Genomic DNA, 26,257 nt, shown 5'->3' on the forward strand with positions numbered 1-26,257 from the left:
GCCGCCGGACCCCGGTCAGTCGGCAGGTTCGACCCACGGGTCCAAAACTCACACCGGGGTCCGGGGCCAGGTCCTGGCGCCGGCGGGGTCCAGGGGCAGAGCCCCTGGTAGGGGTTGGGGCAAAGCCCCAGCCACGGCGTCCCCAGGCCGCCTGCTACGTCTCTAGTTGCGCCAGCTTCGCCTCGGGCACCGCGACTGACAGCCCCGTCCGGGCCGCCTATGCTGGCCGGATGGAATGGCAGGCCCAGGCGATCGTGCTGGCGGCGCGGCCGCATGGCGAAGGCGGGGCGGTGGTCTCCGTCCTGACCGAGGCTTCCGGCCGCCACGCCGGCCTGGCACGCGGCGGCGCCTCCCGCGCCCAGGCGCCGCTATGGCAGCCGGGCAATCTGGTGGAGGCGCGCTGGGTGGCGCGGCTGCCGGACCAGCTCGGCACCCTGTCCGGCGAATTGCTGCACCCCGCCGCCGCCCTGGCGATGGAGGAGCCGCTGGCCCTGGCCCTGCTCGCCGCCGCCTGCGCGGTGGCGGAGGCGGCGCTGCCGGAGCGGGAGGCGCAGCCGCGCGCCTATCACGGGCTGGTGGCGCTGATCGCCCGGCTTGCCGGCGGCGCGGCGCCGCTGCTGCCGGACTATGTGGGCTGGGAGGCGGCGCTGCTCGCCGATCTCGGCTATGGGCTGGATCTGGCGCGCTGCGCCGCGACCGGCGCGCGGGAGGGGTTGCGCTGGGTCTCCCCCCGCACCGGCCGCGCCGTCAGCGAGGCGGCCGGCACCCCCTGGGCGGAAAGGCTGCTGCCCCTGCCGGGCTTCCTGCTGGGCCAGGGCCCGCCGCCCGGCCCGGCGGAATGGCGGGACGGGCTGCGCCTGACCGGGCATTTCCTGGCGCGCGACGTGCTGGGCCACCGCCGCCAGGGCCTGCCCCCGGCGCGGCTGGCCCTGGCCGACCGGGTCGCGGCGCTGGCGGCGTAATTCCCGGGCGGAGCATCCGCGCCTGGCTGGAACGGCGCCCCTGCCGCCCTGGCCGAGGCGGCTCCGGCGCCCCGAGGCTGGCGCGGCCGGCCGCCTTCCGCTAGACCCCGGGCGCACTGGAACGAAGCACGAATCCGAGGCCCGATGCCCGACGACATCAAGGCCCCCCCAGCCCCCGGGCCGGAGGGCGGCGCCACCCGCGACACCCGCCTCGCCGACGCGCTCTCCGAGCGCTACCTGGCCTATGCCATGTCCACCATCATGGCGCGCTCCCTGCCGGATGTGCGGGACGGGCTGAAGCCGGTGCATCGCCGGCTGCTCTGGGCCATGCACCAGTTGAAATTGGACCCGGATGCGGGGTTCAAGAAATGCGCCCGCATCGTCGGCGACGTGATGGGCAAATACCACCCGCATGGCGACGCCGCGATCTACGACGCCATGGTGCGCCTCGCCCAGGATTTCGCCGCCCGCTACCCGCTGGTGGAGGGCCAGGGCAATTTCGGCAATATCGACGGCGATAACGCCGCGGCCATGCGCTACACCGAGGCCCGCCTCACCGAGGTGGCCCAGGCCATGCTGGCCGCCATCGATGAGAACACCGTCGATTTCCGCGCCACCTATGATGGCGAGGAGCAGGAGCCGGTGGTGCTGCCGGCCGCCTTCCCGAACCTGCTGGCCAATGGCGCCAATGGCATCGCGGTGGGCATGGCGACCAGCATCCCGCCGCACAATGCCGGGGAGCTCTGCGCCGCGGCCCTGGCGCAGCTCGGCGTGTTCCGGGAGCGGAAGCTGACGCTGCAAGGCGTGGCGCTGGCCCCGCCCGGCGTCGCGCCCGGGCTGCTGCCCTCCGCCCGCGCCGAATTCCTCGAGGCCTGCCTGGCGCCGATGCTTGCCGTGCTGCCCGGCCCGGATTTCCCCACCGGCGGCGTGCTGGTGGAGCCGCCCGAGGCGATCCGCGAGGCCTACCGCACCGGCCGCGGCGGCTTCCGCGTGCGGGCGAAATGGGCGCAGGAGCCGTTGAAGAACGGCACCTGGCAGATCGTCGTCACCGAAATCCCCTACCAGGTGCAGAAGGCCAAGCTGATCGAGCAGATCGCCGCGCTGCTGGAGGAGCGGAAGCTGCCCCTGCTGGGCGATGTGCGCGACGAGAGCACGGACGTGGTCCGTCTGGTGCTGGAGCCGAAGAGCCGCAACATCGACCCCGCCATGCTGATGGAGACGCTGTTCCGCGCCACTGCGCTGGAAGCCCGCATCCCGCTGAACATGAACGTGCTGGATGCCGAGCGCACGCCGCGCGTCATGGGCCTGCCGGAGGTGATCTGGAGCTGGCTGGAACACCGGCACGAGGTGCTGGTCCGCCGCACCGAGCACCGGCTGGCGGCGATCGCCCGGCGGCTGGAGATCCTCGACGGCTACCTCGTCGTCTATCTCAACCTCGATGAGGTGATCCGCATCGTCCGCGAGGAGGACAAGCCGAAGGAGGCGCTGATGGCCGCCTTCAGCCTGACCGAGCTGCAGGCCAACGCCATCCTCGACATGCGGCTGCGCGCCCTGCGCAAGCTGGAGGAGATGGAGATCCGCAAGGAGCACAAGAAGCTCAGCGCGGAGCAGAAGAGCCTGAAGGGGCTGATGCAGTCCGAGACCAGGCGCTGGGACGCGATCGGCGCCGAGCTGGAAGGCATGCGGGTGAAATTCGGCGCCGGCGCGCTGGTGAAGGGCGTGGCGGAAACGGCGCATCCCTGGGTGCGGGACCCCTATGCGCGACGCACCGGCACCGGCGCGGCGCTGCCCGCGGTGACGGTGGACGAGAACGCCTTCGTCGAGCGCGAGCCCATCACCGTCATCCTCTCCGAGAAGGGCTGGATCCGGGCGCAGAAGGGCCACATCGCCGAGGATGCGGAGCTGCGCTTCAAGGAAGGCGACGGGCTGCATACCTGGGTGCATGCGCAGACCACGGACCGCCTCGTCCTCTTCGCCACCAACGGCAAGGCCTATACGCTGAAGGCCGATGCCGTGCCGCGCGGCCGCGGCGACGGCCAGCCGGTGCGGCTGATGGTGGACCTGACCAATGAGGACGCCGTGCTCTCCCTGCATGTGCACCGGGAGGGGGAGCGCTTCCTCGTCGCCGCGCAGGATGGCAAGGGCTTCGTGGTGAAGGGCGAGGACCTGCTGGCGGAGAAGCGCACCGGCAAGCAGGTGCTGGTGCCGGAGGCGGGCAAGGAAGCCGCGCTCTGCGTCCCGGCGGAAGGCGACACCGTCGCGGTGATCGGCGAGAACCGCAAGCTGCTGCTCTTTCCGCTGGACCAGGTGCCGGAGATGGCGCGCGGGCGCGGCGTGCAGCTGCAATCCTACAAGGAAGGCGGGCTGTCCGACGCCAAGGTGTTCGTGCGCAAGGTGGGGCTGAGCTGGCGGCTCGGCGAACGGGTGCGGGTGGAGACGGAGCTGGCGCCCTGGCGGGGCAACCGCGCCGGGGCGGGCAAGCTGCCGCCGAACGGCTTCCCGCGGAGTAACAAATTCGGGGAGTAGTTGGGGGCGTTGCCCCAAACCCCCAGCAGGAGGGCGTCGCGGGCAGTGCCCGCGACCCTGCACCTCCGCCGGGGGGTGGACCACCCCCCGGACCCCGGTGCGAGTTTGCAGGCTGGACCGTCGGGTCTGAAAACCCACGCCGGGGTTCGGCGCCAGGTCCTGGCCCCGGCGGGGGGGATGCCGGCGCTGCCGCCAACGGGCAACGCCCCCGATCGTCACGCCGCCGCCTGGCCCTCGCGCCGCGCCCGCTCCGCATCCCGCACCGGCGGGAGGCCGAACATCCGGCCATACTCCCGGGTGAATTGCGGCACGCTCTCATACCCCACCAGGAAGGCCGCATGGCTGGCGGAGGCGCCTTCCGCCAGCATCAGCCGCCGCGCCTCCATCAGCCGCAATTGCTTCTGGAATTGCAGCGGCGAAAGCGAGGTGACGGCGCGGAAATGCCGGTGGAAGGAAGACGGGCTCATGCCCGCCGCGCGCGCCAGCCGCTCCACCGGCAGAGGCTGCGCGAATTCTGCCCGCAGCAGCGCCACGGCCCGCGCCACGCGCTGCACCTGGCCTTCTGGCCAGCCCAGCCGGCGGATCGCCGCGCCATGCCGCCCGGCCAGCAGCCAGTAATGCATCTCCCGCAGCCTCAGCCCCAGCAGCACCGCATCCGCCGGCGGCCGGTCCAGCAGCCGCATCAGCCGCAGCGCCGCCTCGGTGACCTCTGCCTCGGTCGGGTCCGCCCGCACCGCCGCGCCCGTCGCCTCCGGCGCCGCCGGCACCTGCCCGCCGAGATCGGCAAGGATGGCCGGGTCCAGCTCCAGCACCAGCGCAAGATAGGGCGCCGCCCGGCTGGCCCGGGTGATGCGGCTGACGGTCGGCACATCCGCCGTGACCAGCAGCGAATCCCCGGCGGCGAAGGTGAAGCTCTCCCGCCCCAGCCGCACCTCCTTCTCCCCCTGCAGCACCAGGCAGATCAGCGGCCGCGGGATCGCGTGCAGCAAGCCGCTCGGCGCGGTCGCACGCACCGTGGCGAGGCCCGGGATCGGGCTCAGCGCCACCCCTTCCGCATTGGCATGGGCGTCCGTGTAGCGGCGGACCAGGTCCCGCAGCGCCTGCCTCATCCCACTACGAGCCTTCCTCCAGCCAGCGATTCACGCGCGTGCCTGCCACGCGCACACCCGGGGCCAAGCATAGGCCAGTGGCCCGATTCCGCAGTCCTGCGGACTTCGTCCTCGGGCCACTGGCTTTTGTTTTCAGTGGCCTGCTTGTCCGCTGCGTTCGCTGGAAATCCAGCGAACGCAGCGGGCAGGACATTAGAGCGGTTTCACCTCGCCTGCGCTCGGCGAACCCGCTCCAGCCCTTTGTTTGATCGCATTTTCCGAGTCGTCCGGCGATTCCGCCGGACTTGAAAATGCTCTAGCCCGTCGTACCCCCCGCCCGCCACGACGCTTTGCGAGGATCAGGCAAGGATCCTCCAGCTTCCGGCAACCCGGCCCCGCCGCCCGGCGCGATAACGCCGCATCCAATGCAGCACGGGAGTCCGGGACAATGAGCATCACCCTCATCACCGGCGGCAGCCGCGGCCTCGGCCGCAACACCGCCCTCAACGTCGCGCACCAGGGCGGCGACGTCGTTATCACCTACCGAAGCCAACGCGAGGAGGCAGACGCGGTGCTGGCCGAGATCGCCGCCATCGGTCGACAGGCCATCGCGCTGCAGCTCGACACCGGCGATGTCGCCGGCTTCCCGGACTTCGTCGCGCGGCTGCGGAATTCGCTGCAGGCCACTTGGCAACGCGAAAGCTTCGACCATCTGGTGAACAATGCCGGTCACGGCGACTACGCCCTGATCGAGCAAACCACCGAGGCGCAGTTCGACAGGCTGGTGAATGTCCATTTCAAGGGCGTGTTCTTCCTCACCCAGGCCCTGCTGCCGCTGCTGGCGGATGGCGGGCGCATCGTCAACCTCTCCACCGGCCTGACGCGCATCTCGGCGCCGGGCTGGGCGGCCTATGCGGCGGTGAAGGGCGCCATCGAAGTGCTCACCGTCTACATGGCCAAGGAGCTCGGCAGCCGCGGCATCGCGGTGAACACGGTGGCGCCGGGCGCGATCGAGACGGATTTCTTCGGCGGCGCGGTGCGCGACACGCCGGAGTTCAACAGGGTCTTCGCCGGGATGACGGCGCTCGGTCGCGTCGGTGTCCCCGATGATATCGGGCCGATGATCGCCGGCCTGCTCTCGCCGGCCAACCGCTGGGTCAATGCGCAGCGGATCGAGGTCTCGGGCGGCCAGGGCATCTGAGCCCGGCCACCCCTGCGTGCCTGGCCCGGCCCGCCGGGCCTTGCCGTCGTGGCGTACCGCGCGGTGGCCTGCCGCCGCGCCGGCGCCATGCCGAGTCTTGTCCAACCCTCCCAGTGTCCCGATTCCGCAGTCCTGCGGACTTCGTTCTCGGGCCACTGGCTTTTGTTTTCAGTGGCCTGCTTGTCCGCTGGGTTCGCTGGAAAGCCAGCGAACTTCGCGGGCAGGACACTGGCCCAACCTTCCTGCCAGGACGGATCCCATGGAACTGAACATCAACGGCACGACCCGCAGCGTGGAGGCCGAGGCCGACACGCCCCTGCTCTGGGTGCTGCGCGACGAGCTCGGCATGACCGGCACGAAATATGGCTGCGGCGTCGCGCAATGCGGCGCCTGCACCGTGCTGGTGGATGGCCAGGCCACCCGGTCCTGCGTCACCCCGGTAGAGAGTGTCGCCGGCATGGCCATCACCACCATCGAGGCGGTCGAGCAGGACCCGGTCGGCCGCCGCGTGGTGGAGGCCTGGGTGGCGGCGCAGGCGCCGCAATGCGGCTACTGCCAGTCCGGCCAGGTGATGGCGGCGACCAGCCTGCTGAAGCAGACGCCGCACCCTTCCGATGAGGACATCGCCGCCGCCATGACCAATCTCTGCCGCTGCGGCACCTACAACGCGATTGCCGCCGCCGTGCGGCAGGCCGCGGCCCAGGGCTGAGGGGGGCGATGATGGACGGTCTCACCCCCGCGCTCTTCTCCGCCGCGCAGCTTCCGGAAGGGCAGCCGGTCAACCTTTCCCGCCGTGGCGTGCTGGGCGCGGCGCTCGGCGCGCTGGTGCTGGGCGTGGCGCTGCCGCGCGGTGCTGCCCGCGCCCAGGCCGCCGCGCCTGCGGTGCAGCCCGGCACCCGCATCCCCGCCTTCCTGGAGATCCGCCAGGACGGTTCGGTGCTGCTGAAGAGCCCCTTCATCGAAGGTGGCCAGGGCGTCGACACCGCCATGGCGCAGATCGTCGGCGAGGAGCTGGACGCCGACCCCGCCCGCTTCGTGGTGGAATGCGCCCCGCCCGGCCCGGACTACGCGCTGGTGAATGGCCGGCGCATCACCGGCGGCAGCTTCTCCGTGCGCAGCGCCTATCCCGCCATGCGCCAGCTCGGCGCCCGGGCGCGGGCGATGCTGGTGCAGGCCGCCGCCACCCGCCTCGGCGTGCCCGCGGCGGAACTGACGACGGAGCCGGGCAAGGTGGTGCATGCCGCCTCCGGCCGCAGCCTGGACTATGGTGCCCTGGCCGCCGAGGCCGCCGCCCTGCCGGTGCCGGAGACCGCGCCGCTACGCGCCGAACGGGATTTCCGCTACATCGGCAAGCCGGTCGCGCGGCTGGACGTGCGCGCGAAATCCACCGGCCGCGCGATGTACTCCATCGACGTGACGGTGGAGGGCATGCTGCAGGCCGCCGTGCAGCATGCGCCGCGCCTCGGCATGGAGCCCGGCGCCTTCGCCAATGAGGCGGAGGTGAAGGCGATGCCGGGCGTGCATTCCATCCAGCGCCTGCCCGGCGCCGTGGCGGTGCTGGCGGACCGCTGGTGGCGCGCCCGCCGCGCGGTGGAGACGCTGCAGGTGGGCTGGACCCCGCCCGCCGCCGATGCGCGCAACGTGATGCCGGCGGATTTCTCCTCCGCCGCGCACCACGCCGTCCTGGCGGCGGCCACCGGCCCCGGCAACCCGGCGGAGGTGGAAGGCGACACCGCCGCCGCCCTGCGCAGCGCCACCCGCACCATCGAGGCGGTGTATGACGCGCCCTTCCTCGCCCATGGCCAGTTGGAGCCGCCCTCCGCGACCGCCCGCTGGAATGCCGATGGCACGCTCGATCTCTGGCTGCCCAACCAGGCGCCGGAGATGTTCCAGGCCGTCGCCGCGCGGGTGGCGGGGATCGCGCCGGAGCAGGTGAAGATCCATTCGCCCCTGCTCGGCGGCTTCTTCGGCCGGCATTTCCTCTACGACTCGGCCAATCCATTCCCCCAGGCCATCCAGCTCGCCAAGGAAGTGGGCCGGCCGGTGAAGCTGATCTGGACGCGGGAGGAGGAATTCCTCCGCGACGCGCTGCGCCCCATGGGGCTGGCGCGCTTCCGTGCCGGCATCGGCCCGGACGGCATGCCGGTGGCGCTGGAGGCCGAGGCGGTGGGCGAAGGCCCGATCGGCCGCTGGTTCGGCACCGCGCCGGGCAAGGCCGATCCCTCTGCGGTGGAGGGCATCGCCGAGAAGCCCTACGCCATCCCCAATCGCCGCGTGGTTCAGGTGCCGCTGCGCCACCCGCCGATCATCAGCTTCTGGCGCTCGGTCGGCCATTCGATGAACGACTTTTTCTACGAAGCCTTCCTCGACGAGGTGGCGGAGGCGGGCGGGCAGGATCCCTACCAGCTCCGGCTGCGCCTGCTGGCGGAAAAGCCCCGCCACAAGGCGCTGCTGGAAGCGGTGGGGGAGCTGTCCGGCGGCTGGAAGCGCGGGCCTTATGATGCGGCGGACGGCACGAAGCGCGCCCGCGGCGTCGCCATGGCCTCGCCCTTCGGCAGCGAGGTGGCGACCATCGCCGAGGTCTCGCTGAAGGACGGCGCGGTGGTGGTGCATGACGTCTGGGTGGCGGTCGATCCCGGCCGCATGGTGAACCCGGCGATCATCGAGGCGCAGGTGAACTCCGCCGTGGCGCTCGGCCTCTCCTCGGCGCTGCTGGAGGAGGTGGTCTATGTCGATGGCGTGCCGCAGGCCCGCAACTTCGACAACTACCCGATCCTGACGCCGGAGCGGATGCCGCGCGTGCATGTGCGCATCGTGGAAAGCGGCGCGCCGATGGGCGGCATCGGGGAGCCGGGCCTGCCCGGGGTGCCGCCGGCGGTGGTGAACGCGGTGGCGGCGCTGACCGGGCAGCGGGTGCGCAGCCTGCCGCTGGCGAAGACGCGGCTGGGTGCGGTGTGAATGGGGGCGTCGCCCCCCAAACCTCCAGCAGGGGCTCTGCCCCTGCACCCCGCCGGACCCCGCCCTGAGTCCGCAGGTTGAACCCTCGGGTCTGAAACTCGGACCGGGGTCCGGGGCCAGGTCCTGGCCCCGGCGGGGGTGCAGGGGGCAGAGCCCCCTGCTGGGGGGCGGGGGGCAGCGCCCCCGATCTTCCTGGCGGCTAAACAGCCGCGCTACAGGGGCGTGAACGCGTAGCCCTCCCCCTCCGCCGCCACGCTGCCGATGCCGGGGAAATCCAGATGCGCCCCGGCGACGCAGCAGCCGGGCCGTGCCGCGCGGGCCAGCATCTCCCGCCTTGCGGCCCGCGCCTGCGCCTGGTCGGCATCGAATTCCCAGGTGAGCTCCGGCCGGCTGAACTGCATGGAGGGCACATGCACGATGTCGCCCCAGATCAGCAGCGTCTCGCCGCCGCTCGTCACCTCGAACGCCGTATGCCCCACCTCATGGCCATGGGCGGCGAGGGCGGTGATGCCCTCGGCCAGCTCGAAGCCCGGCGCGAAGCCGGTGCAGCGCGCGCGGAACCGCGCCAGCCTTCCCGACCGGCGGAAGAGCGGCAGCTCCGCCTCCGGCACCAGCAGGCGCGTCGCCGGCGGGAAGCTCTCCGTTCCATCCGCCGCCACCAGCCCGGCGACATGGTCCAGATGGGTATGGGTGAAGGCGACGGTCCCGATCGCCTCGCGCGCCACCCCGGCCTCTTCCAGGGCGGCGGGCAGCAGGCCCATGCTCGGTTCCCAGGCATTGCCGGCACCGGTGTCGATCAGGATGTGGCGGCCCCTGGCGATGACGAGGAAGGCGTTCACCGAAAGCCGCAGCTTCCCGCCCACCAGTTGCACCGAGGCGGGCAGGTCGGTGCCGAAGGGGCGGTCTCCCTCCTGGCGCAGCCGGCTGGGCGGCATGTCCACATGCCCGTCGCGCAGGGCGAGGATGGTCATCTCGCCCAGGGCGTAGCGGGCGAAATTCACGCCTGATCCGGTTCGTTGCATGGGTCCTCCATTGCCGGGCTGCCTGCCTTGCCGGGAGCCGTGCCGGCGACGCTCCTCCGATCTTCCCGATCCCCGGCCGGATCGCCAGCCCGGCGATGAGGCTCGCAGTGCGGCGCACGCTGGCGGCAACCCGGCCGTCAGCCGCCGCGTGGTGGACCGGCGAGGGAGGCACGGCAACCGCTGACACCAGGACGCCGCGCGAGCCCCTCACACCCCTCCCCGCCAGGAACGGGTCGCGGGCTGCGCGCCGGAAGGGCCATCGCCACAGGGTGACGCCGGGCGCCGGCCGCGCCAGACTGGCGCGGGGGACGGCTCGGGGAGCGGCGATGGCGGTCAGCGAGAGCTTCACGGCTTTCCTCGCCGAGCAGCTCGCCCCTCTGGGCCCGGTCACCATGCGACGCATGTTCGGCGGCGCCGGCGTGTTCTGCCATGGGGTGATGTTCGGCCTGGTGGTGGCGGAGACGCTCTATCTGCGCGGCGACGAGCAGAACCGGGAATGCTTCGCTGCCGCCGGGTCCACGCCCTTCAGCTATGAGCGGCAGGGGCGGGTGGTAGAGCTGGCCTATTGGCGCGTGCCGGACCAGTTGCTGGATGAGGCCGATGAATTGCTCGCCTGGGCCCGCGCCGCCCTGGCGGCGGCGCGGCGGGTGGCGGCGAAGAAGCCGGGCAAGGCGCCAGGGCGCGGCCGGGCACCGCGCGGCAGAGCGTGATCGCCCGGGACCGCGGCCCGTCCGCAGGTCCCGAGAGTCGGGACGTCGCACCGTCGCGCCTGAAACTCGAGGTTTCGAAAGGCCTTTCGGCCTTTGGCGGGGTGAGCCCGGGAGGGGCAGAGCCCCCTCTCGCAGTCGCGCGCGTTCAGCCCGCCGCCGCCTCGATGGTCGCGATGAATCGCGGCGTCATGGCCGCCAGCGAGTATTCCGCCACCGCCCGTGCCCGCCCCGCCTCCCCCATCGCCCGGCGCAGCACGGCATCGCCGGCCAGGCGGTACAGCGCCTCCGCCCATTCCGCGTTGCCATTCGCCAGCAGCCCGGTCTCGCCCGCCCGCATCACCTCGACATTCGCGCCTACCGGGCTGGCCACCGCCGGCAGGCCGCAGGCCATGTATTCGATGATCTTGAAGCCACATTTCCCCCGCGTCTGCGGGTCGTCCGGCAGGGGCATGATGCCGATGTCGAAGCCCTGGATGTCGGCGATCTCGCTTTCCAGCGTCCAGTGGCGGAACTCTGCCTGCACCTCGCCGGTCGGGAAGGGCTCGGCGCCGACGAAGCAATAGTGCAGCCGGGGGTCGCGCCGCGCCGCCTCCGCCAGGCCGGGCCAGATGGCGCGCAGATAGGCGGTGTTGCGCGGCGTGCCGATCCAGCCCACCACCAGCCTGCCATCCGGCGGGCGCGGGGCGGGGCGGAAGCTCTCCGTATCCACCACGGTCGGGATCAGCACCACCCGCTCCGCCGGCGCATGCCGCCGGGCATAGGCGGCCAGGTAGTCGCTGCCCACGACGGTGCGGTTGGCGCGGGCGATCAGCCGCGCCGGCCGCTCGAAATCCCGCAGCCGGTCGATCGGGTTGTCGATGTTGAAGGAGCGTTCCCAGATCGCATCGTCGAAATCGAAGGCAAGCCGGCCGCTCAGCGCCGCCATGGCGCGCTCGAAGATCTCCGGCCCCACCGGGAAAGCCTCCCGCAGCACATAGACGAGGTCAGCACGGCTGGCCCGCACCAGATCCCCCAGCCGTCCCAGCGCGCCGAGCGCGGTGATGCCGAGCTTCGGCGCGAGGCCGGGGCGGTAGGCGAGGGGGGCGAAGCGGGAAGAGAGGAAAGGCCGCAACTCCGCCCTGATCCCCGCCTGGGCCAGCGCCGGCAGGTACTGGTGGATGCGGAAGCGCGTCGAAGGCCCCTCGACCGGATGCGCGGCAATGAAGAGGACGGAGAGGCGCGGCATCGTGACCTTTGCGAAGGGGTAGGGCTGGGGTCGGTCCGGCAGATCGTTTATGTATGGAAGTGAAATGATTGGCGCACCAACGCAACCCGCATCGGCCCTGGCGCCGGTTCTCGCCGCATGAACCTTGGGGCCGCCTTTCGCTTCACCTCCGCTCCGATATGGCCTCGGGCGGCAGCAGCCGGAAGCGAATGGTCGCGAGCCCGGCCGCCCAGGCCAGGGCGGCAACGGCCACCGCCATCCCCGAATGCCGGAGGAGCAGCGCCGTCGCAAGCCCGAGGCCGATGGCTGCCGCCTGCACCGCCAGGACGCGCAGCACGGGGGCCAGCGCGCCCCAGCCCGGCAGCAGCAGGCGCCGCACCAGCCAGAGGCCGAGCCCGGCGCCGAGCGCCTGGCTGCCCGCCAGGGCCAGCGCCGCGCCCCCCGCCCCGAGACGCGGAATGAGCCATAAATTCAGCCCGATCTGCGCCGCCACCACCCCCCCCTGGAGGAGCAGCACCAGCCCCTGCCGGTCCGTCAGCACCAGCGCGCCATTGGCCAGGAGCTGAAGCGCGACCACCGGCAGCGCCATGGCCAGCAGTGCCAGCGATCCCACCGCCATCCCATAGCCCGCCGGATAGAGCAGGTGGATGAGCAGGCCGGAGACCGGCAGGGCGAGCGCTGCCGCCGGCAGCAGCAGCGCGGCGGGCAGGCTCATCTGCCAGCCGAACCAGCGGGCGAAGCCGGGGCGGTCCGCCTGGATCAGCCGCGCCAGGGTCGGGTTGAGCGCGATCTGCACGGCATGGACCAGGAAGAGCGCGGCCTCGAACAGCTTGAAGCCGGCGGTGAAGAGGGCGACTTCCGCCTCGCCTGCCAGAAGGCCGAGCAGCAGCATCTCCATCCGCCCCAGCGCCGCCGCGGCCAGCGCGACGCCGAGATAGGGCAGGGAGTCCCGCAGCACCCGCCAGGCGAAGCCCGGCGCCCATTGCCAGCGGAGCGGGCCGGCGAGGCGCCCGACCCAGCGCCAGAGCAAGGCGAGGTTCAGCAGCCCCGCCAGCACGAAGCCGGCGGCGATGGCCGGCAGCGCGCCGCCGCTGAGCCAGGCGGCGAGCAGGCCGCACAGCGTCTGCAGCGCCGCCGTGGCCAGGGCACCGCGGGCGAGCGCTCGGATGGCGTGCAGCCCCTGGCCTGCATTCTCCAGCAGCAGCCAGAGATTGGCCGCCGGCAGGGCCAGGCCGATGACGGCGATGACCAGCACCACCTCCGCCCCATAGCCCGCCGCCCAGGCCAGCAGCGGCAGCAGCGGCGCGGCGAGCAGGCCGAGGCCGAGCTTCAGCGGCAGCAGGCGGCCGATCCAGGCGGCGGCGCTGGCGGGGTTGCGCGCCACCTCCTTCACCACGCTGCGGGAGAGGCCGGCATCCTGCAGCAGCCCGGCCAGCACCAGGGCGGAAAGGGCGAGGTTCCAGGTGCCGAAAGCCTCGATCGGCAGCAGATGGGCGAGGGCCAGGGTGAAACCCATGCCGATGGCCCGGGCGAGGATCTGGCTGGCAGCCAGTATCGCCGCGCCGCGCGCCACGCGGCGGGCAGCCAGGTGCAGGGGCTCCGCGGCGTGGTCGGGCGGGGACATGAGGCGGGGATGAAGCGCGGCGGAGGGCGGAGGGCAAGGGCGGGGGCTTCGCCCCCGGACCCCTTACCAGGGGCGCAGCCCCTGGACCCCGCCCTGAGTCTGCAGCTTCGACCTGCCGCCTCCCTCCCCCGCTCCGCGGGGGAGGGCCGGGGTGGGGTGCGGCCCCTCAAAGCCGACTACCGGCACCGCCCGCGACGCGCCTCCAAGCCGGGTCTCGGGCGGCCCTAAACCCTGGCGCCGCCGCCCCCCAGCCGCTAGGACCGCCCGATGATGGAGAGGCCCCCTGCCGCCGTGCCCCGGGTGACGGTGGTCATCCCCAATTGGAACGGCGCGCATCTGCTGCCGACCTGCCTGGAGAGCCTGCGCTGCCAGGCCTTCCGCGACTTCGAGGTGGTGGTGGTGGAGAACGGCTCCAGCGATGGCAGCGCCGCCCTGCTGGCGCGCGACTATCCGGAAGTGCGGGTGGTCGCCCTGCCGCGCAACCTCGGCTTCGCCGGCGGGGTGAATGCCGGCATCGCCGCCGCCCGCGGCGCCTGGGTGGCGCTGCTGAACAACGACACGGAAGCCGCGCCCGATTGGCTGGCGGCGGCGATGGCGGAGCTGGACCGCCGCCCGGAGGTCAGCTTCGCCGCCTCCAAGCTGCTGGATTTCCATGACCGCCGCGTCATCGACTGCGTGGCGGATGGCTTCACCTTCTATGGCGTGCCCTGCAAGATCGGCGAGGGGGAGCGCGACGCCGGCCAGTATGAGGCGCCCTTTCCCATCCTCTCCGCCTGCGCCGCCGCCAGCTTCTACCGCCGCGACCTCTTCGCCGAGATCGGTGCGTTCGACGAAGATTTCTTCGCCTATGTGGAGGATGTGGATTTCGCGCTGCGGGCGGTGCTGGCGGGGCATCAGGGCCTCGCCATTCCGGCGGCGCGGGTCTTTCATCTCGGCACGGCGTCCACCGGCGGGGTGCCCACCGGCTTCACGCTGCGGCTTTCGGCGCGGAATTGCTGCTGGGCCTTCTTCAAGGCGATGCCGCTGGCCCTGCTGCCGCTGGCGTTCCCGCTGGCGGTGGCAGGGCAGGCCGGGCTGGTGCTGCAAGGGCTGAGCGGGCGGCGGCCGTGGCTGCGGCGGAATCTCGGCGCCTATTTCGCCGGGGCGGCGGAGGGCTTCGCCGGCCTGCCCGCCATCTGGCACAAGCGCCGGGCCATCCGCCGGCAGGTCGGCGCCTGGCAATTCCTGCTGCTGCTGCTGCGGACGGAACGGCAATGGCGGCTGGCGCGGCAGCGGGCGCGGGCGGTGGCGATGGCGCCCCGCCCGGCCTCCGCCTGACCGGTACGGGTCACTCTGCCTTTGCGCTAGGCAGGCTGGCGCGGCTCCCTGAGGCTTGGCGCCGCGCCACCGAGGCTCAGCCCGCACTGCTTCCTGGCATGACGATTGCTCAAACGGCGCCTGAGGACTCAGGAGCAGGGCTATGGATGTCGGCGTTTTCATTCCCATCAACAATAATGGCTGGCTGACCTCCACCACCTCCCCGCAATACCTGCCGAGCTTCGATCTCAACCGCCGCATCGTGCAGGCGGCGGAAGGCTTCGGCCTCGACTTCGCGCTGTCGATGATCAAGCTGCACGGCTTCGGCGGGCCGAGCCGCTTCTGGGACTACGGCCTGGAAAGCTTCACGCTGATGGCCGGCCTCGCTTCGGTGACGCAGCGGATCAAGCTCTTCGCCTCCATCGCCGTGCTCACCATGCCGCCGCCGATCGCCGCGCGCATGGCGGTGACGATCGACAGCATCGCGCCGGGCCGCTTCGGGGTGAACATCGTCTCCGGCTGGCAGGAGGCGGAGTACAGCCAGATGGGCATCTGGCCGGGCACCGAGCACTTCAACAACCGCTACCAGTACTGCGCCGAATATGTCGACGTCATGCGCGAGCTCTGGGCGCATGGGGAAAGCAATTTCCGCGGCCGCTTCTTCCAGATGGAGGATTGCCAGCTGCTGCCCATGCCCTCCGCCCGCATCCCCATCATCTGCGCGGCGCAGTCGGACAAGGGCACGCAATTCGCCGCCGAATATGGCGATTTCAATTTCTGCGTCGGCTTCGGGGTGAACCAGCCGCAGCGCGTCGCGCCCTCGATCGCCCGGCTGGTGGCGGCGACGGAAAAGACCGGCCGCGACGTCGGCGCGCTGGTGATGCAGATGATCGTCGCCGACGAGACCGACGAGGCGGCGCAGGCCAAGTGGCAGCACTATTGCGACGGCTTCGACGAGGAGGCGATGGCCTGGCGCAACAGCCAGGCCGGCGCCGACAAGACCACCGATCCCTACGCCACCGCCAACCGCCAGAAGCTGCAGGGCGACCGCTACCCGACCAACCAGGGCGTCTTCGTCGGCAGCTACGCCACCGTGGCGAAGCTGCTGGACGAGTTGTCCGAAATCCCCGGGCTGCGCGGTGTCATGCTGACCTTCGACGATTTCGTCATCGGCATGGAGCAATTCGGCACCCGCATCCAGCCCCTGATGAAGAGCCGCCGCCACGTCATGGCAGCGGCCTGAGGAGAGTGACCATGCAGACCACCCGCCGCGCCACGCTCGGCGCGTCCCTGGGCGCGATTGGGACCCTTGCCCTGCCGGCGCCGGGCCGTGCCGCCACGCCGGAGACGAAGAGCTTCGAGATCATCGGCGTGCGCGATCCGCAGCTCGGCGCACAGCTCGCCGTCGCCGACCAGCTCGGCCTGTTCAAGGCGGAGGGCATCGAGCCCGCCATCCGCTGGACGCAATCGGCCGCCGATACGCTGACCATCATGGGCGGCGGCTCGGCCCCCATCGGCGTCGGCGGCAGCTTCACCCAGGTGGTGTTCGGCGGCCAGAAGCTGCCGATCAGGAGCATCACTATGCTCGCCGACATCGCCGAGACCCAGGGCTTCGTCCTCAGCCCGGGCGTGAAGTTGGCGAGCCCGAAGGAGCTGGAGGGCAAGCGCCTCGCCTTCACCCAGGGCAACAGCCAGGTGGTGCTGCTGGCCAAGCTCGCCGACATGTTCGGCTTCGACCAGTCACCAGTCGGAAGGCGTGGTCGCGGCCTCCAAGGGCGACGTCCACGGCCTGCTCGGCTGGCAGCCCAACCTGTTCCGCCTCGTCTCCATGGGTGGCAGCATGTACTGCACCGGCGGCACGCTCTACGTCACCGGCCAGCCGCAGGTGATGCCGGAGGACAACAAGCCGCTCTACAACCACTCCACGCTGATGGCGACGCAGGAGTGGATCGACACGAAGCCGAACACCCTGGCAGCGCTGGTGCGCGCCCTGGTGAAGGCGACGGAGGTCATCAACAACGACCGGCCGCGGGCGATGGCGGCACTGCAGCGGGTGTTGCGCGTGGATGCGGATGCGCTGGCGGTGATGGTCAACGCCAACAAATACGCCATCGGCATCTCCCCGGCGCTGATCGCCAGCCACCGCTTCCAGAGCGAATGGGCGATGAACATCAAGCGCATCCCGGAGCCGCCGAAGCCGGAGGATTGCTTCACCACGAAGATCGTGGAGCTGATCGATCCGACGCTCGCCACCTGGAAGCCGGCGGCCTGAGGGCCGCACGCCGCCTTTACCGGAGCTCCGCCGCATGATCTCCCGCCGCCTCCTCCTCGCCGCCCCCGCCCTCATCATCCCGCCGACGCTGGCCCATGCGGCGCCGGAGGAGAAGGAGTTCGAATTTCTCGGCGTGCGCGATCCGCAGCTCGGCATGCAGCTCGCCGTCGCCGAGCATTTCGGGCTGTTCCGAGAGGAGGGGATCAACCTCACCTTCCGCTGGCAGCCCTCCGGCGGCGACGTGCTGACGGTGATGGGCAGCGGCTTTCCCATCGGCGTCGGCAGCCAGCTCGGCCAGATCGCGCTGGCGGGGCAGAACATGCCGGTGAAGATCCTGACCGGCCTCGCCGACATCTCCGACACCCAGGGCATCGTGCTGGGGCCGAATTGCAGGATCGGCAACCTCAAGGAGCTCGAAGGCAAGCGCGTCGCCTTCACCCAGGGCAACAACAGCCCGCTGATGTTCGTGAAGCTGGCGCAGCGCTTCGGCTTCGACCACACCAAGCTGCAGATGGTGCCGATGGCGCCGAGCGAAGGCGTCATCGCTGCCTCCAAGGGCGATGTGGACATCCTGCTCGCCTGGCAGCCCTTCCTTTATCGCCTGACGACGATGGGCGGCACGCTCTTCGCGACCGGCGGGGCGCATTACTTCACCGGCCAGAAGGTGGTGCTGCCGGAGACGGAGAAGCTGCTCTATTCCCACTCCGTCATCCTGGCCAATCAGAGCTGGATCGACGGCAAGCCGAACACGTTGCAGGCGCTGCTGCGCGCCCTGATCAAGGCGGATGCGCGCTTCAAGGCGGACCGCGCCGCCTGCATGCCGGCGCTGCAGCGGGTGCTGCGCATCGACCCGGAGCCGTTGAAGGTGATGACGGAGGCCAATCGCTACGGCGTGCTGATCGACCGGCCGCTGGTGAACAGCTACCGCTTCACCAATGACTGGGCCGTGGGCATCAAGCGCATCCCCGTCTCGCAGACGCCGGAGAGCGGCATCACCCCGGTGGTGCTGGAGAAGGTCGCCCCCGACAACGTCACCTGGCGGGCCGGGGCATGAGCGCGGAATGGCGCAAGCGGCTGAGCACGGGCGGGATGCGCTGCGTCGCCATCCTGCTCTTCCTCGCCATCTGGTTCGTCGTCTCCATGGGCAACGCCCATTGGTGGAAGTTCTTCAACCCGGTCCTGCTGCCGACGCCGATCGAGGTGGTGAAGGCCGGCATCGCCGCCTGGCAGAGCGGGGAGCTGCAGGACAACATCCTGGCCAGCATGGCGCGGGTGCTCCAGGGCTTTGCGATCGCCGCCATCGCCGGGGTCGTGGTCGGCCTGGCCGTCGGCACCTGGCGGCCGCTGGAGCGGCTGGTGGAGCCGATGATCGAGCTGCTGCGGCCGATCCCGCCGCTCGCCTTCCTGCCGATGATGGTGCTGTGGTTCGGCATCGGCGAGATGTCGAAGATCGCCTTCATCGCCTACGCCGCCTTCTTCCCGGTCTTCACCACCACGGTGGAGGGCATCAAATACGTGGATCCGGTGCTGCTGCGCGCCGCCTCCTCGCTCGGCGCCAGCCGGGCGGACCTGTTCCGCCATGTGGTGCTGCCGGCGGCGACGCCCTCCATCATCACCGGGCTCCGCCTCGGCTTCGGCCTGTCCTTCTTCGTCATCGTGGCGGCGGAGTTCATCGCGGCCGATAGCGGCCTGGGCTACATGATCAATGATGCGCGCACCTTCTTCATGGTGTCGCAGATGCTGCTCGGCGCCGTGGTTATCGGGCTGATCGGCTTCGGGGTGAACATCCTGCTGCGCAGCGTGGAAGGCTGGCTGCTGCGCTGGCGCGTGGCGACAAGGGGATAGGGCCATGGACGCGATGCTTGCGGAGGCGCCTGCCGCCGCCACCGACAGCCGCCGGGTGAAGATCAGCATCCGCGGGGCGGAGAAGCGCTTCGGCGACATGGTGGCGCTGAAGGGCGTGGACCTCGATCTCTACGAGAACAGCTTTACGTGTTTGCTCGGCCCCTCGGGCTGCGGCAAGTCCACCCTGCTGAACATGATTGCCGGTTTCACCCAGCCTTCCGCCGGCCAGGTGCTGGTGGATGGCAGGGCGGTGCAGGGGCCCTCCGCCGACCGTGGCGTGGTGTTCCAGGAATACGCGCTCTTCCCCTGGCGCACCGCGATCGACAACGTCGCCTTCGGCCCGATGCTGAAGGGCATGCCGAAGGCGAAGCAGCGGGAGATCGCCAAGCGCTACCTGGCGATGGTCGGGCTGGCGGGGCATGAGAGCAAGTACCCGGGCAACCTTTCCGGCGGCATGAAGCAGCGCGTGGCCATCGCCCGGGCACTGGCCAATGATCCGTCCGTGCTGCTGATGGACGAGCCCTTCGGCGCCCTCGATGCCCAGACGCGCGAGACTCTGCAGGAGGAGATGCTCCGCATCTGGGAGCATGAGCGGAAGACGGTGGTCTTCGTCACCCATTCGATCAGCGAGGCGATCTTCCTCGCCGACCGCATCGTGGTGATGGCGACCAGGCCCGGCGCCGTGAAGCAGATCTTCGACCTCGACCTGCCGCGGCCGCGCGAACGCTCCGATGCCGACTTCGTCAGGTTGGAGAAGGAGATCAAGCTGCTGGTGCGGGCGGAGGTGCAGAAGCTGGGCGTCATCTAGCTCCCCACGACGTCGCTTCGCGCCGTCGCGGGGGCCCCGGCTTTCGCCCCTGGCGGGCGCTACGCGCCGCCATGGGGCCCGTAGACGGTACAGACGGCGGCGGGTCGCACAGGCCGCCGCGGCAAAGCCGCGCCGGCGCAACAGGCGGCGCAGGTAGCGGTGACCGTCGGCTGACCCGGCACGGGGGTAACCTTCCGGGACCCTGGACCGAACCCCCTCCCGCCCCCATCTTCGGGGCCGAACCAAGGAGGCGGCGATGACGGAACTGGCGACCCTCGGCGGCGGGTGCTTCTGGTGCCTGGATGCCGTCTATCGGGAACTGAACGGCGTCTCCGCCGTGGTCTCCGGCTATGCCGGCGGGCACACGGAAAACCCCAGCTATGAGGAAGTCTGCGGCAAGCAGACCGGCCATGCGGAGGTGGTGCAGATCACCTTCGACCCCACCGTGATCTCCTATGCCGATCTGCTGCGGGTCTTCTTCACCATCCACGACCCCACCACCAAGGACCGCCAGGGCGCCGATGTCGGCCCGCAATACCGTTCCATCATCCTGACCCATTCGGAGGCCCAGGCGGAGACGGCAAAACAGGTTATGGCGGAAATCGAGGCCGCCGGCATCTGGGGCGCCCCGCTGGTGACCCAGGTGGAACCGCTCACCCGCTTCTGGCCGGGCGAGGCGGAGCATCAGGATTATTTCGCCCGCACGCCCTGGAGCGGCTATTGCCGCGTCGTTATCGCCCCCAAGGTGGCGAAATTCCGCAAAACCTTCGCCGAACGCCTGAAGCGGCCGGCGGCGTAAGGACCTCTGGTCATGGCCCTGTTCGGCAAGCAGGCCGCCCCGGCGGCCGACTACCCCGTCACCAAGCCGAAAGCGGAATGGCGGCGGGAGCTTTCCCCCGAAGCCTACCGCGTGCTGCGGGAACACGGCACAGAACGCGCCGGCACCAGCCCGCTGAATGCGGAAAAGCGCCCCGGCACCTTCCTTTGCGCCGGCTGCGGCACGCCGCTGTTTGATGCCGGAACGAAATTCGAAAGCGGCACGGGCTGGCCGAGCTTCTTCGCCCCGATCGAGGGCCATGTCGGCACCAGCACGGACCGCAGCTTCTTCATGACCCGGACGGAGGTGCATTGCGCGCAATGCGGCGGCCATCTGGGCCATGTCTTCCCGGACGGCCCGCCTCCCACCGGCCTGCGCTACTGCATGAACGGCGTTTCCCTGCGCTTCGAACCGGCGGAGGAATAGCCGCCTGGCCCCGCGGAACCGGGAAGCGGCCTGGCCGCTTCCGCTCCGGTGGCAAGGCGGAAGCGTCTGCGGTCCTGCGGCCCCAGGGCAGAGGGCCCCTGTCTTCGGTGCCCGCTTGTCCGCTCCGTCCGCTGAAAGCCCGGCGAACGTCGTGGGCGGGGGATCAGGCCAACACCCGGGCAATGCCTGCCGCCACATAACGGCACTTGCCAATTGCGGGAGCGCGCGGAATCCATGGGGCGGTTACCAGGACAAGAGTCACCCATGCGGCGCGCCCCCCTCGCGCTCCTCCTCGCCGGGCTTCTCCTCCCCAGCCTGGCCAGGGCCGATCTGGTCTATGTGCTGAATTCCGGCGATGCTTCCATCACCGTGCTGGAAAGCACGACGCGCGAGGAGGTGCGCCGCATCCCCGTGCTGCGGGAGGTGCACCACCTGCTGCTCAACCCGGAACGGACCGAGCTCGTCGTCGGCGATTCTATGGCCAATGAGCTGCTTTTCCTGAACCCGGACACGGCCGAGCTGGCCCGGCGGGAGCGGATCAGCAACCCCTACCATCTGGATTACAGCCCGGACGGCCAGTACTTGGTCGTCACCAGCCTGCGCCGGGACCAGGTGGATATCTATGAGGCCGGAACGCGCACCCTGCTGGCCCGGCTGAAGGTGCCGGACAAGCCCAGCCACCTGGCCTTCTCGCCGGATAGCCGCATGGTCTTCGTCACCCTGCAGGGCGCGCGGCGGCTGATGGCGATCGACCTCACCACCCGCCGCCCCGGCTGGGTGACGGAGGTGGGGCCGCAGCCTGCCGGCGTGCTGTGGCACCAGGGCAAGCTGCTGGTCGGCATCATGGGCAGCGACCAGGTGGCGGTGGTGAACCCGGCGGACGGCAAGGTGGAGCGCAGCATCCAGACCGCCCGCGGGGCGCATACGGTGTTCGCGGCGCCGAATGGCGGGCCGCTCTACGCCACCAGCCGGGTGGACAGCCGGCTGACGGTGCTGGACCCGGACACGCTGGAGGTGCGGGCGCGCTGGGAGCTGCCGGGCGGGCCGGATTGCATCGCCTTTGCGCCGGATGGGAAATTATGGGTGACGCTGCGCTGGGTGGCGCGGGTGGCGGTGGTGGACCCGGCGACGGGGGAGGCGGAAACCATCCCGGTCGGGCGGTCGCCGCATGGCATCTTCGTGCAGCCGCGGGAGGAGCCTCTGCCGCCGGCGCCGGTGCCGGTGGTGGAGGCGCCGTCCACCCCGGTGATGGTGCCGGGGGTGGTGCCGGCCGCGTTGCGATGAGGGGTGTCGAGGGAGGCGCTGCCTCCCTCGAGCTCCCTCCGCCAAAGGCCGAAGGGCCTTTGGAAACCGGGAGTCCGGGCGCGACGGTCGAGACGCAAAACTCAAGGGGTCCAGGGGCCTTTCGGCCCTTGGCGGGGGGTTCCAAGGGGGGCAGCGCCCCCCTTGGGCGCCGGGCCCTCCTGGCGGCCCTGGCCGTGCCCACCAGCGTCCCGCCCGTCTATCTCACCATCGACACCGGCTGGGGCCGCGAGGCCGAGGCCATCGCCGCCATCCTCCGCCGCCACCAGATCCGCGCCACCCTGTTCCTGGCGAACGAGCCCAGCTTCACCGGCCAGGACACCCTCTCCGATTCCTGGGCCCCCTTCTGGCGCGCCCGCGCCGCGGAGGGCCACGCCTTCGCCACCCATACCTGGCGCCACTGGTATTTCCGAGGCGACCCCGCCCCCGGCCAGGTCCGCTATGTCTCCCGCCAGGGCCAGGGTGCGGAGACCCTGGACGGCCCCGCCCTCTGCGCCGAGCTCCAGCGCCCCCTGGACCGCCTGCGGGAGATCGCCCCCGCGGCGCAGGTGCTGCCGCTCTGGCGCGCCCCCGGCGGCCGCACCACGCCCAACGCCCTGGCCATGGCCGCCGCCTGCGGCCTGACCCATCAGGGCTGGACCGCCAATGGCTTCTGGGGCGATGAGCTGGATGGCGCCCGCTACCCCAACCCCGTCCTGGCCCGCCACGCCATCAAACGCACCCGCCCCGGCGAGGTGGTGGTGCTGCATTGGGGCGTGCGCAGCCGCCAACCTCCCTTTGCCGCGGTGCTGGAGGAGGTGGTAAGCGGGCTCCTCGCCCGTGGCCTTCGCTTCGCCACGCTGCCGCCTGCAGGGGTCAGATGATCGAGGACACCTACGCCGCCTTCACCGGCTGGCTCTTCGAGCACGCGTTGCAGCCCGTGCTCTACGCCACGGGGATGATGGAATGGGCGGAGGACATCTTCGCCTGGCTGGACTTCGCCCTGCTTGGCCTGTTCGGCATCGCGGTGGTCTATCTCGTCTGCCGGCCGCTGGAGGCCTGGCGGCCGGTGGAGCGGCGGCAGGACGGCGCCGCCATCCGCACCGACATGGTCTATACCTTCCTCAGCCGGCTGGGGATTCTGCCGCTGCTCGCCTTCGTCCTGCTCTCCACCCTGCAATCGCGCTGGGAGGGCTGGCTGACCGAGGTGGGGGTGATGCCCCCGACGCTGGAGGAGCTGATCCCGCCGCTGCGCGACCACCCGCTGCTGGCCCTGGCGGCCTACATCATCGTGCTGGATTTCGGCGAATATTGGCGCCACCGGGCGCAGCACGGCTTCCGCTGGTGGTGGGCGCTGCACGCCATTCACCACAGCCAGCGGCAGATGACCTTCTGGACCGATGACCGCAACCATGTGCTGGACGATGTGCTGGCCGCGCTCTGGTTCGGCGGGCTGGCGCTGCTGATCGGCGTGCCGCCGGGGCAATTCCCGATCATCCTGCTGCTGCTGCGCCTGGCCGAGAGCCTCTCCCACGCCAATGTCCGGCTGAATTACGGGCGCCTGGGGGAAAGGCTGCTGGTCTCGCCGCGCTTCCACCGGCTGCATCACGGGGAGCTTTCGGCGGGGGCGGCGGGAAAGAATTACGCCGTGCTGCTGCCGGTCTGGGACTGGATTTTCGGCACCGCGGATTTCCGCCGCGACCACTACCCGCCGACCGGCGCCGCCGATGCCGGGGAGGCAATGGAACGCGGCGGCTGGCTGCGCCAGCAATGGGCAGGATTCCAGCGGCTGGCCTTGACGATTGCGGGGCGGGCCTAGCTCCCCACAAAACCGCTGCGCGGCTTTGTGGGGGCCCCGGGGGCGCTCTGCTCCCAGCACCGGCACAGCCTTCCGCGGCACAGCCTTCCGCGGGAAAGCCGCGGAAGGGCAGCGGTGGCGGCAGGTTCTGATGGACGCGCTCAGGGCAGGGGCCGCTTCGCCGGTTTGCGCCCTGGCTTCCCCCCAACGACCGGATCCACCAGCAGATCCACCCCCTCCCTAGCCCTCCCCCGCCAGCGGGGGAGGGGACACGCCTCGCCCCTTCCCCCGCCTTGCGGGGGAAGGGGCGGGGTGGTGGTGGGAGACCACGAGAACTCAGGACCACACACCCCATGCCCATTCCCCGTCGCGCCCTTCTTGCCGCGCCGTTCCTCACCCTCCCGGCCCAGGCCCAGCCCGCCCCGCTCGCTGCGCTGGAGGCCCGCCATGGCGGCCGTCTCGGCGTTGCCGCGCTGGACACCGGCAGCGGCCGTGCCCTGGCACATCGCGCCGATGAGCGCTTTCCCCTGACCAGCACCTTCAAATTCCTCGCCGCTGCCCTGGTGCTGGCCCGCGTCGATGCGGGGGAGGAGCGGCTGGATCGCCACCTGGCCTATGGCGAGTCCGCGCTGGTCCCCTATTCCCCCGTCACCGGCCCGGCCGCCGCCCGGGGCGGCCTGACCATGGCGGAGGCCTGCGACGCCGCCGTCACCCTCAGCGACAACACCGCCGGCAACCTCATGCTGGACAGTTTCGGCGGCCCGGCCGGCCTCACCGCCTGGCTGCGCCGCATCGGCGATGCCGAGACGCGGCTGGACCGCCGCGAGACGGAGCTGAACGAGGCGGCGCCTGGCGATAAGCGCGACACCACCACCCCGGCGGCGATGCTCGCCACCATGCGAACCCTGCTGCTGGGCGAGGTGCTCTCCCCCACCTCCCGCGCCCGGCTCCTCGCCTGGCTGGAGGGCTGCCGCACCGGCGACAGGCGGCTGCGCGCCGGCTTCCCCGCCGGCTGGCGCCTCGGCGACAAGACCGGCAGCGGCGGCCGCAATTCCACCAACGACGTCGCCATCGCCTTCCCGCCCGGCCGGGCGCCCCTGCTGGTCGCCGCCTACTACATCGGCGCCGACGTGCCGATGGCGGAGCGGGAGGCGGTGCTGGCGGAGGTCGGGCGGCTCGCGGCGGCTTGACCGGCCCGGCGGCGCCCCCAACATGCGCGCCACCCGCTCCGGAGCCCGCCATGCATCGCCGCCATTTGCTGGCCGCCGCCGCCAGCCTTGCCGCCCCTGCTGCCCTCGCTCAGCAGCACCAGCATCACGGGGCGGCGCTGCGCCCCATCCCGCCGGCCGCGGACCAGTACCACAGCCTGCAGGGCGGCACGCCGCACCACATCACCCCGGACCAGGCGGCGCAGCGGGTGACGGACAGCCCGGCGCCCGCCGGACCGCCCGGCCGCTGGGCCGGCCGCGCCGCCCTGCCCATTCCGCGCAGCGAGATGGCCTGGGCGACCGAGGCCGCCGGCCGCATGCATGTCATCGGCGGCTATGGCGAAGGGCGCGTCGATCGCGGCTACCACCATGTCTATGAGCCGGCGGGGGATCGCTGGTTCGATGCCGCGCCCCTGCCGCGCGGCGCCAACCATGTGGGCGTCGCGACGCTGGAGGGCCGGGTCTATGCCTTCGGCGGCTTCATCGAGCAGAACCGCAACCCCGATGCCAATGCCTATGTCTATGACCTGGCGGGCGACCGCTGGACGGCGCTGCGCCCCATGCCGCGGCCGCGCGGTGCGGTGGGCGTGGTGGCGCTGGGGGGCAGGCTGCATGTCATCGGCGGTGCCGGCGCACCGACCATGGAACGCGCCAGCGTCGGCTGGCATGAGGTGTATGACCCGCAGGCCGACAATTGGGAGATCCGCAAGGCCCTGCCCGGCGCGCGCGACCATGTCGGCATCGTCGCGCATGCCGGGCTGATCCATGTGATCGGCGGGCGCTTCAACACCTTCGAGTACAATACCGGCCTGCACCATGTGTACCTGCCGAACCGCGACACCTGGGAGGAGCGCGCCTCGCTGCCGACGCCGCGTTCCGGCCATGGGCTGGTGCTGTACCGGGAGCGCTTCCTTGCGATGGGCGGCGAGGGCGGCATCCTGGAACGTGGCGTACCGCGCAACGCCAAGGTCTTCGGCCAGATGGAGAGCTACGACCCGAAGACGGATAGCTGGCAGCACCACGCCCCCATGCCGACGCCGCGCCATGCCGTGGCGGCCGTGACGATCGGCGACTGGGTGTACGTGGCTGGCGGCGGCGCAGTATTGGGCGGCTCCGTGCAATCTTCGATCCACGAGGCGTTCACCCTGGGCTGAGGCGGTTCCGCCTGCGGACTCACAGAAATAGATGGGGGGCTCGGGGGGAATACTTTC

The 26,257-nt window shown here is 71.2% G+C and carries 23 protein-coding genes and 1 pseudogene; 20 read left to right on the forward strand and 4 right to left on the reverse strand.

What is annotated here, in order from left to right:
- Positions 1 to 230 precede the first annotated feature (230 nt).
- Positions 231 to 962: a DNA repair protein RecO gene (gene recO / locus E5N76_RS05640; RefSeq protein ID WP_149536324.1), complete on the forward strand. Its 732-nt coding sequence runs from the start codon at positions 231 to 233 to the stop codon at positions 960 to 962.
- Between the two features lie 144 nt (positions 963 to 1,106).
- Complete coding sequence (locus E5N76_RS05645) at positions 1,107 to 3,488, forward strand: DNA topoisomerase IV subunit A (protein ID WP_149536325.1); 2,382 nt, start codon at positions 1,107 to 1,109, stop codon at positions 3,486 to 3,488.
- Positions 3,489 to 3,703: 215 nt separating this feature from the next.
- Here the strand turns inward: E5N76_RS05645 and E5N76_RS05650 are convergent, their stop codons facing one another.
- A complete protein-coding gene (locus E5N76_RS05650; protein WP_149536326.1) occupies positions 3,704 to 4,597 on the reverse strand; it encodes an AraC family transcriptional regulator in 894 nt (297 codons plus the stop codon).
- Positions 4,598 to 5,024: 427 nt separating this feature from the next.
- Between E5N76_RS05650 and E5N76_RS05655 the strand changes: the two genes are divergently transcribed.
- From E5N76_RS05655 to E5N76_RS05665, 3 genes are all read left to right on the forward strand, one after another.
- Positions 5,025 to 5,777, forward strand: coding sequence for an SDR family NAD(P)-dependent oxidoreductase (locus E5N76_RS05655; RefSeq protein WP_149536327.1), 753 nt, complete (start codon positions 5,025 to 5,027; stop codon positions 5,775 to 5,777).
- A gap of 259 nt (positions 5,778 to 6,036) precedes the next feature.
- Positions 6,037 to 6,486 (forward strand): (2Fe-2S)-binding protein, encoded by a 450-nt coding sequence (locus E5N76_RS05660; protein WP_149536328.1) that lies wholly within the window; start codon positions 6,037 to 6,039, stop codon positions 6,484 to 6,486.
- Between the two features lie 11 nt (positions 6,487 to 6,497).
- Positions 6,498 to 8,735 (forward strand): xanthine dehydrogenase family protein molybdopterin-binding subunit, encoded by a 2,238-nt coding sequence (locus tag E5N76_RS05665; RefSeq protein WP_149536329.1) that lies wholly within the window; start codon positions 6,498 to 6,500, stop codon positions 8,733 to 8,735.
- Positions 8,736 to 8,947: 212 nt separating this feature from the next.
- On the opposite strand, the gene E5N76_RS05670 is transcribed toward E5N76_RS05665, so the two are convergent.
- Complete coding sequence (locus E5N76_RS05670) at positions 8,948 to 9,757, reverse strand: MBL fold metallo-hydrolase (protein ID WP_149536330.1); 810 nt, start codon at positions 9,755 to 9,757, stop codon at positions 8,948 to 8,950.
- 326 nt (positions 9,758 to 10,083) lie between these two features.
- Here E5N76_RS05670 and E5N76_RS05675 point away from each other — a divergent pair, with 326 nt between their 5' ends.
- On the forward strand, positions 10,084 to 10,467 hold the full coding sequence (locus tag E5N76_RS05675; RefSeq protein ID WP_149536331.1) for a TfoX/Sxy family protein: 384 nt from the start codon (positions 10,084 to 10,086) through the stop codon (positions 10,465 to 10,467).
- 145 nt (positions 10,468 to 10,612) lie between these two features.
- Here E5N76_RS05675 and E5N76_RS05680 read toward each other — a convergent pair whose 3' ends face one another.
- A complete protein-coding gene (locus E5N76_RS05680; RefSeq protein WP_149536332.1) occupies positions 10,613 to 11,692 on the reverse strand; it encodes a glycosyltransferase family 4 protein in 1,080 nt (359 codons plus the stop codon).
- Between the two features lie 142 nt (positions 11,693 to 11,834).
- Complete coding sequence (locus E5N76_RS05685; RefSeq protein ID WP_149536333.1) at positions 11,835 to 13,295, reverse strand: oligosaccharide flippase family protein; 1,461 nt, start codon at positions 13,293 to 13,295, stop codon at positions 11,835 to 11,837.
- Positions 13,296 to 13,565: 270 nt separating this feature from the next.
- Here E5N76_RS05685 and E5N76_RS05690 point away from each other — a divergent pair, with 270 nt between their 5' ends.
- From E5N76_RS05690 to E5N76_RS05750, 14 genes and pseudogenes are all read left to right on the forward strand, one after another.
- Complete coding sequence (locus E5N76_RS05690; protein ID WP_187829995.1) at positions 13,566 to 14,612, forward strand: glycosyltransferase family 2 protein; 1,047 nt, start codon at positions 13,566 to 13,568, stop codon at positions 14,610 to 14,612.
- Between the two features lie 142 nt (positions 14,613 to 14,754).
- Positions 14,755 to 15,834, forward strand: coding sequence for a pyrimidine utilization protein A (gene rutA, locus E5N76_RS05695; RefSeq protein WP_149536335.1), 1,080 nt, complete (start codon positions 14,755 to 14,757; stop codon positions 15,832 to 15,834).
- An 11-nt stretch (positions 15,835 to 15,845) separates the two neighbouring features.
- Positions 15,846 to 16,274 (forward strand): annotated as a pseudogene (locus E5N76_RS31345) (ABC transporter substrate-binding protein); the annotation flags it as partial.
- A 73-nt stretch (positions 16,275 to 16,347) separates the two neighbouring features.
- Positions 16,348 to 16,863 carry a substrate-binding domain-containing protein gene (locus E5N76_RS30295; protein ID WP_235907580.1) on the forward strand — a complete coding sequence of 172 codons (516 nt, stop codon included), beginning with the start codon at positions 16,348 to 16,350 and terminating at the stop codon, positions 16,861 to 16,863.
- Positions 16,864 to 16,897: 34 nt separating this feature from the next.
- The gene (locus E5N76_RS05705) at positions 16,898 to 17,917 is read left to right on the forward strand and encodes an ABC transporter substrate-binding protein (protein WP_149536337.1); all 1,020 of its coding nucleotides are present in this window, start codon (positions 16,898 to 16,900) and stop codon (positions 17,915 to 17,917) included.
- Positions 17,914 to 18,708 (forward strand): ABC transporter permease, encoded by a 795-nt coding sequence (locus tag E5N76_RS05710; RefSeq protein ID WP_149536338.1) that lies wholly within the window; start codon positions 17,914 to 17,916, stop codon positions 18,706 to 18,708. The genes E5N76_RS05705 and E5N76_RS05710 overlap by 4 nt, the downstream gene beginning before the upstream one ends.
- Positions 18,709 to 18,712: 4 nt before the next feature.
- The gene (locus E5N76_RS05715) at positions 18,713 to 19,516 is read left to right on the forward strand and encodes an ABC transporter ATP-binding protein (protein WP_235907581.1); all 804 of its coding nucleotides are present in this window, start codon (positions 18,713 to 18,715) and stop codon (positions 19,514 to 19,516) included.
- A 256-nt stretch (positions 19,517 to 19,772) separates the two neighbouring features.
- A complete protein-coding gene (gene msrA / locus E5N76_RS05720) occupies positions 19,773 to 20,315 on the forward strand; it encodes a peptide-methionine (S)-S-oxide reductase MsrA (protein ID WP_149536339.1) in 543 nt (180 codons plus the stop codon).
- A 12-nt stretch (positions 20,316 to 20,327) separates the two neighbouring features.
- Positions 20,328 to 20,759, forward strand: coding sequence for a peptide-methionine (R)-S-oxide reductase MsrB (gene msrB, locus E5N76_RS05725; protein ID WP_149536340.1), 432 nt, complete (start codon positions 20,328 to 20,330; stop codon positions 20,757 to 20,759).
- A 264-nt stretch (positions 20,760 to 21,023) separates the two neighbouring features.
- On the forward strand, positions 21,024 to 22,043 hold the full coding sequence (locus tag E5N76_RS30950) for a YncE family protein (RefSeq protein WP_149536341.1): 1,020 nt from the start codon (positions 21,024 to 21,026) through the stop codon (positions 22,041 to 22,043).
- Positions 22,044 to 22,237: 194 nt separating this feature from the next.
- The gene (locus E5N76_RS05735) at positions 22,238 to 22,924 is read left to right on the forward strand and encodes a polysaccharide deacetylase family protein (RefSeq protein WP_235907597.1); all 687 of its coding nucleotides are present in this window, start codon (positions 22,238 to 22,240) and stop codon (positions 22,922 to 22,924) included.
- Positions 22,921 to 23,859 (forward strand): sterol desaturase family protein, encoded by a 939-nt coding sequence (locus E5N76_RS05740; protein ID WP_149536343.1) that lies wholly within the window; start codon positions 22,921 to 22,923, stop codon positions 23,857 to 23,859. Before E5N76_RS05735 ends, E5N76_RS05740 begins: the two co-directional genes overlap by 4 nt.
- Before the next feature lie 332 nt (positions 23,860 to 24,191).
- A complete protein-coding gene (gene bla / locus E5N76_RS05745; protein WP_149536344.1) occupies positions 24,192 to 25,028 on the forward strand; it encodes a class A beta-lactamase in 837 nt (278 codons plus the stop codon).
- A gap of 50 nt (positions 25,029 to 25,078) precedes the next feature.
- Positions 25,079 to 26,200, forward strand: coding sequence for a Kelch repeat-containing protein (locus E5N76_RS05750; protein WP_149536345.1), 1,122 nt, complete (start codon positions 25,079 to 25,081; stop codon positions 26,198 to 26,200).
- Positions 26,201 to 26,257 lie beyond the last annotated feature (57 nt).

Origin of the sequence: Siccirubricoccus phaeus (assembly GCF_008360935.1) — a bacterium.
GTDB classification, from domain to species: domain Bacteria; phylum Pseudomonadota; class Alphaproteobacteria; order Acetobacterales; family Acetobacteraceae; genus Siccirubricoccus; species Siccirubricoccus phaeus.

Excerpts from the sequence above, each read along its gene's own strand:
- recO (WP_149536324.1), top strand. The coding sequence starts at position 231 with ATGGAATGGCAGGCCCAGGCGATCGTGCTGGCGGCGCGGCCGCATGGC.
- E5N76_RS05645 (WP_149536325.1), top strand. The coding sequence starts at position 1,107 with ATGCCCGACGACATCAAGGCCCCCCCAGCCCCCGGGCCGGAGGGCGGC.
- E5N76_RS05650 (WP_149536326.1), bottom strand. The coding sequence starts at position 4,597 with ATGAGGCAGGCGCTGCGGGACCTGGTCCGCCGCTACACGGACGCCCAT.
- E5N76_RS05655 (WP_149536327.1), top strand. The coding sequence starts at position 5,025 with ATGAGCATCACCCTCATCACCGGCGGCAGCCGCGGCCTCGGCCGCAAC.
- E5N76_RS05660 (WP_149536328.1), top strand. The coding sequence starts at position 6,037 with ATGGAACTGAACATCAACGGCACGACCCGCAGCGTGGAGGCCGAGGCC.
- E5N76_RS05665 (WP_149536329.1), top strand. The coding sequence starts at position 6,498 with ATGGACGGTCTCACCCCCGCGCTCTTCTCCGCCGCGCAGCTTCCGGAA.
- E5N76_RS05670 (WP_149536330.1), bottom strand. The coding sequence starts at position 9,757 with ATGCAACGAACCGGATCAGGCGTGAATTTCGCCCGCTACGCCCTGGGC.
- E5N76_RS05675 (WP_149536331.1), top strand. The coding sequence starts at position 10,084 with ATGGCGGTCAGCGAGAGCTTCACGGCTTTCCTCGCCGAGCAGCTCGCC.
- E5N76_RS05680 (WP_149536332.1), bottom strand. The coding sequence starts at position 11,692 with ATGCCGCGCCTCTCCGTCCTCTTCATTGCCGCGCATCCGGTCGAGGGG.
- E5N76_RS05685 (WP_149536333.1), bottom strand. The coding sequence starts at position 13,295 with ATGTCCCCGCCCGACCACGCCGCGGAGCCCCTGCACCTGGCTGCCCGC.
- E5N76_RS05690 (WP_187829995.1), top strand. The coding sequence starts at position 13,566 with ATGGAGAGGCCCCCTGCCGCCGTGCCCCGGGTGACGGTGGTCATCCCC.
- rutA (WP_149536335.1), top strand. The coding sequence starts at position 14,755 with ATGGATGTCGGCGTTTTCATTCCCATCAACAATAATGGCTGGCTGACC.
- E5N76_RS05705 (WP_149536337.1), top strand. The coding sequence starts at position 16,898 with ATGATCTCCCGCCGCCTCCTCCTCGCCGCCCCCGCCCTCATCATCCCG.
- E5N76_RS05710 (WP_149536338.1), top strand. The coding sequence starts at position 17,914 with ATGAGCGCGGAATGGCGCAAGCGGCTGAGCACGGGCGGGATGCGCTGC.
- E5N76_RS05715 (WP_235907581.1), top strand. The coding sequence starts at position 18,713 with ATGGACGCGATGCTTGCGGAGGCGCCTGCCGCCGCCACCGACAGCCGC.
- msrA (WP_149536339.1), top strand. The coding sequence starts at position 19,773 with ATGACGGAACTGGCGACCCTCGGCGGCGGGTGCTTCTGGTGCCTGGAT.
- msrB (WP_149536340.1), top strand. The coding sequence starts at position 20,328 with ATGGCCCTGTTCGGCAAGCAGGCCGCCCCGGCGGCCGACTACCCCGTC.
- E5N76_RS30950 (WP_149536341.1), top strand. The coding sequence starts at position 21,024 with ATGCGGCGCGCCCCCCTCGCGCTCCTCCTCGCCGGGCTTCTCCTCCCC.
- E5N76_RS05740 (WP_149536343.1), top strand. The coding sequence starts at position 22,921 with ATGATCGAGGACACCTACGCCGCCTTCACCGGCTGGCTCTTCGAGCAC.
- bla (WP_149536344.1), top strand. The coding sequence starts at position 24,192 with ATGCCCATTCCCCGTCGCGCCCTTCTTGCCGCGCCGTTCCTCACCCTC.
- E5N76_RS05750 (WP_149536345.1), top strand. The coding sequence starts at position 25,079 with ATGCATCGCCGCCATTTGCTGGCCGCCGCCGCCAGCCTTGCCGCCCCT.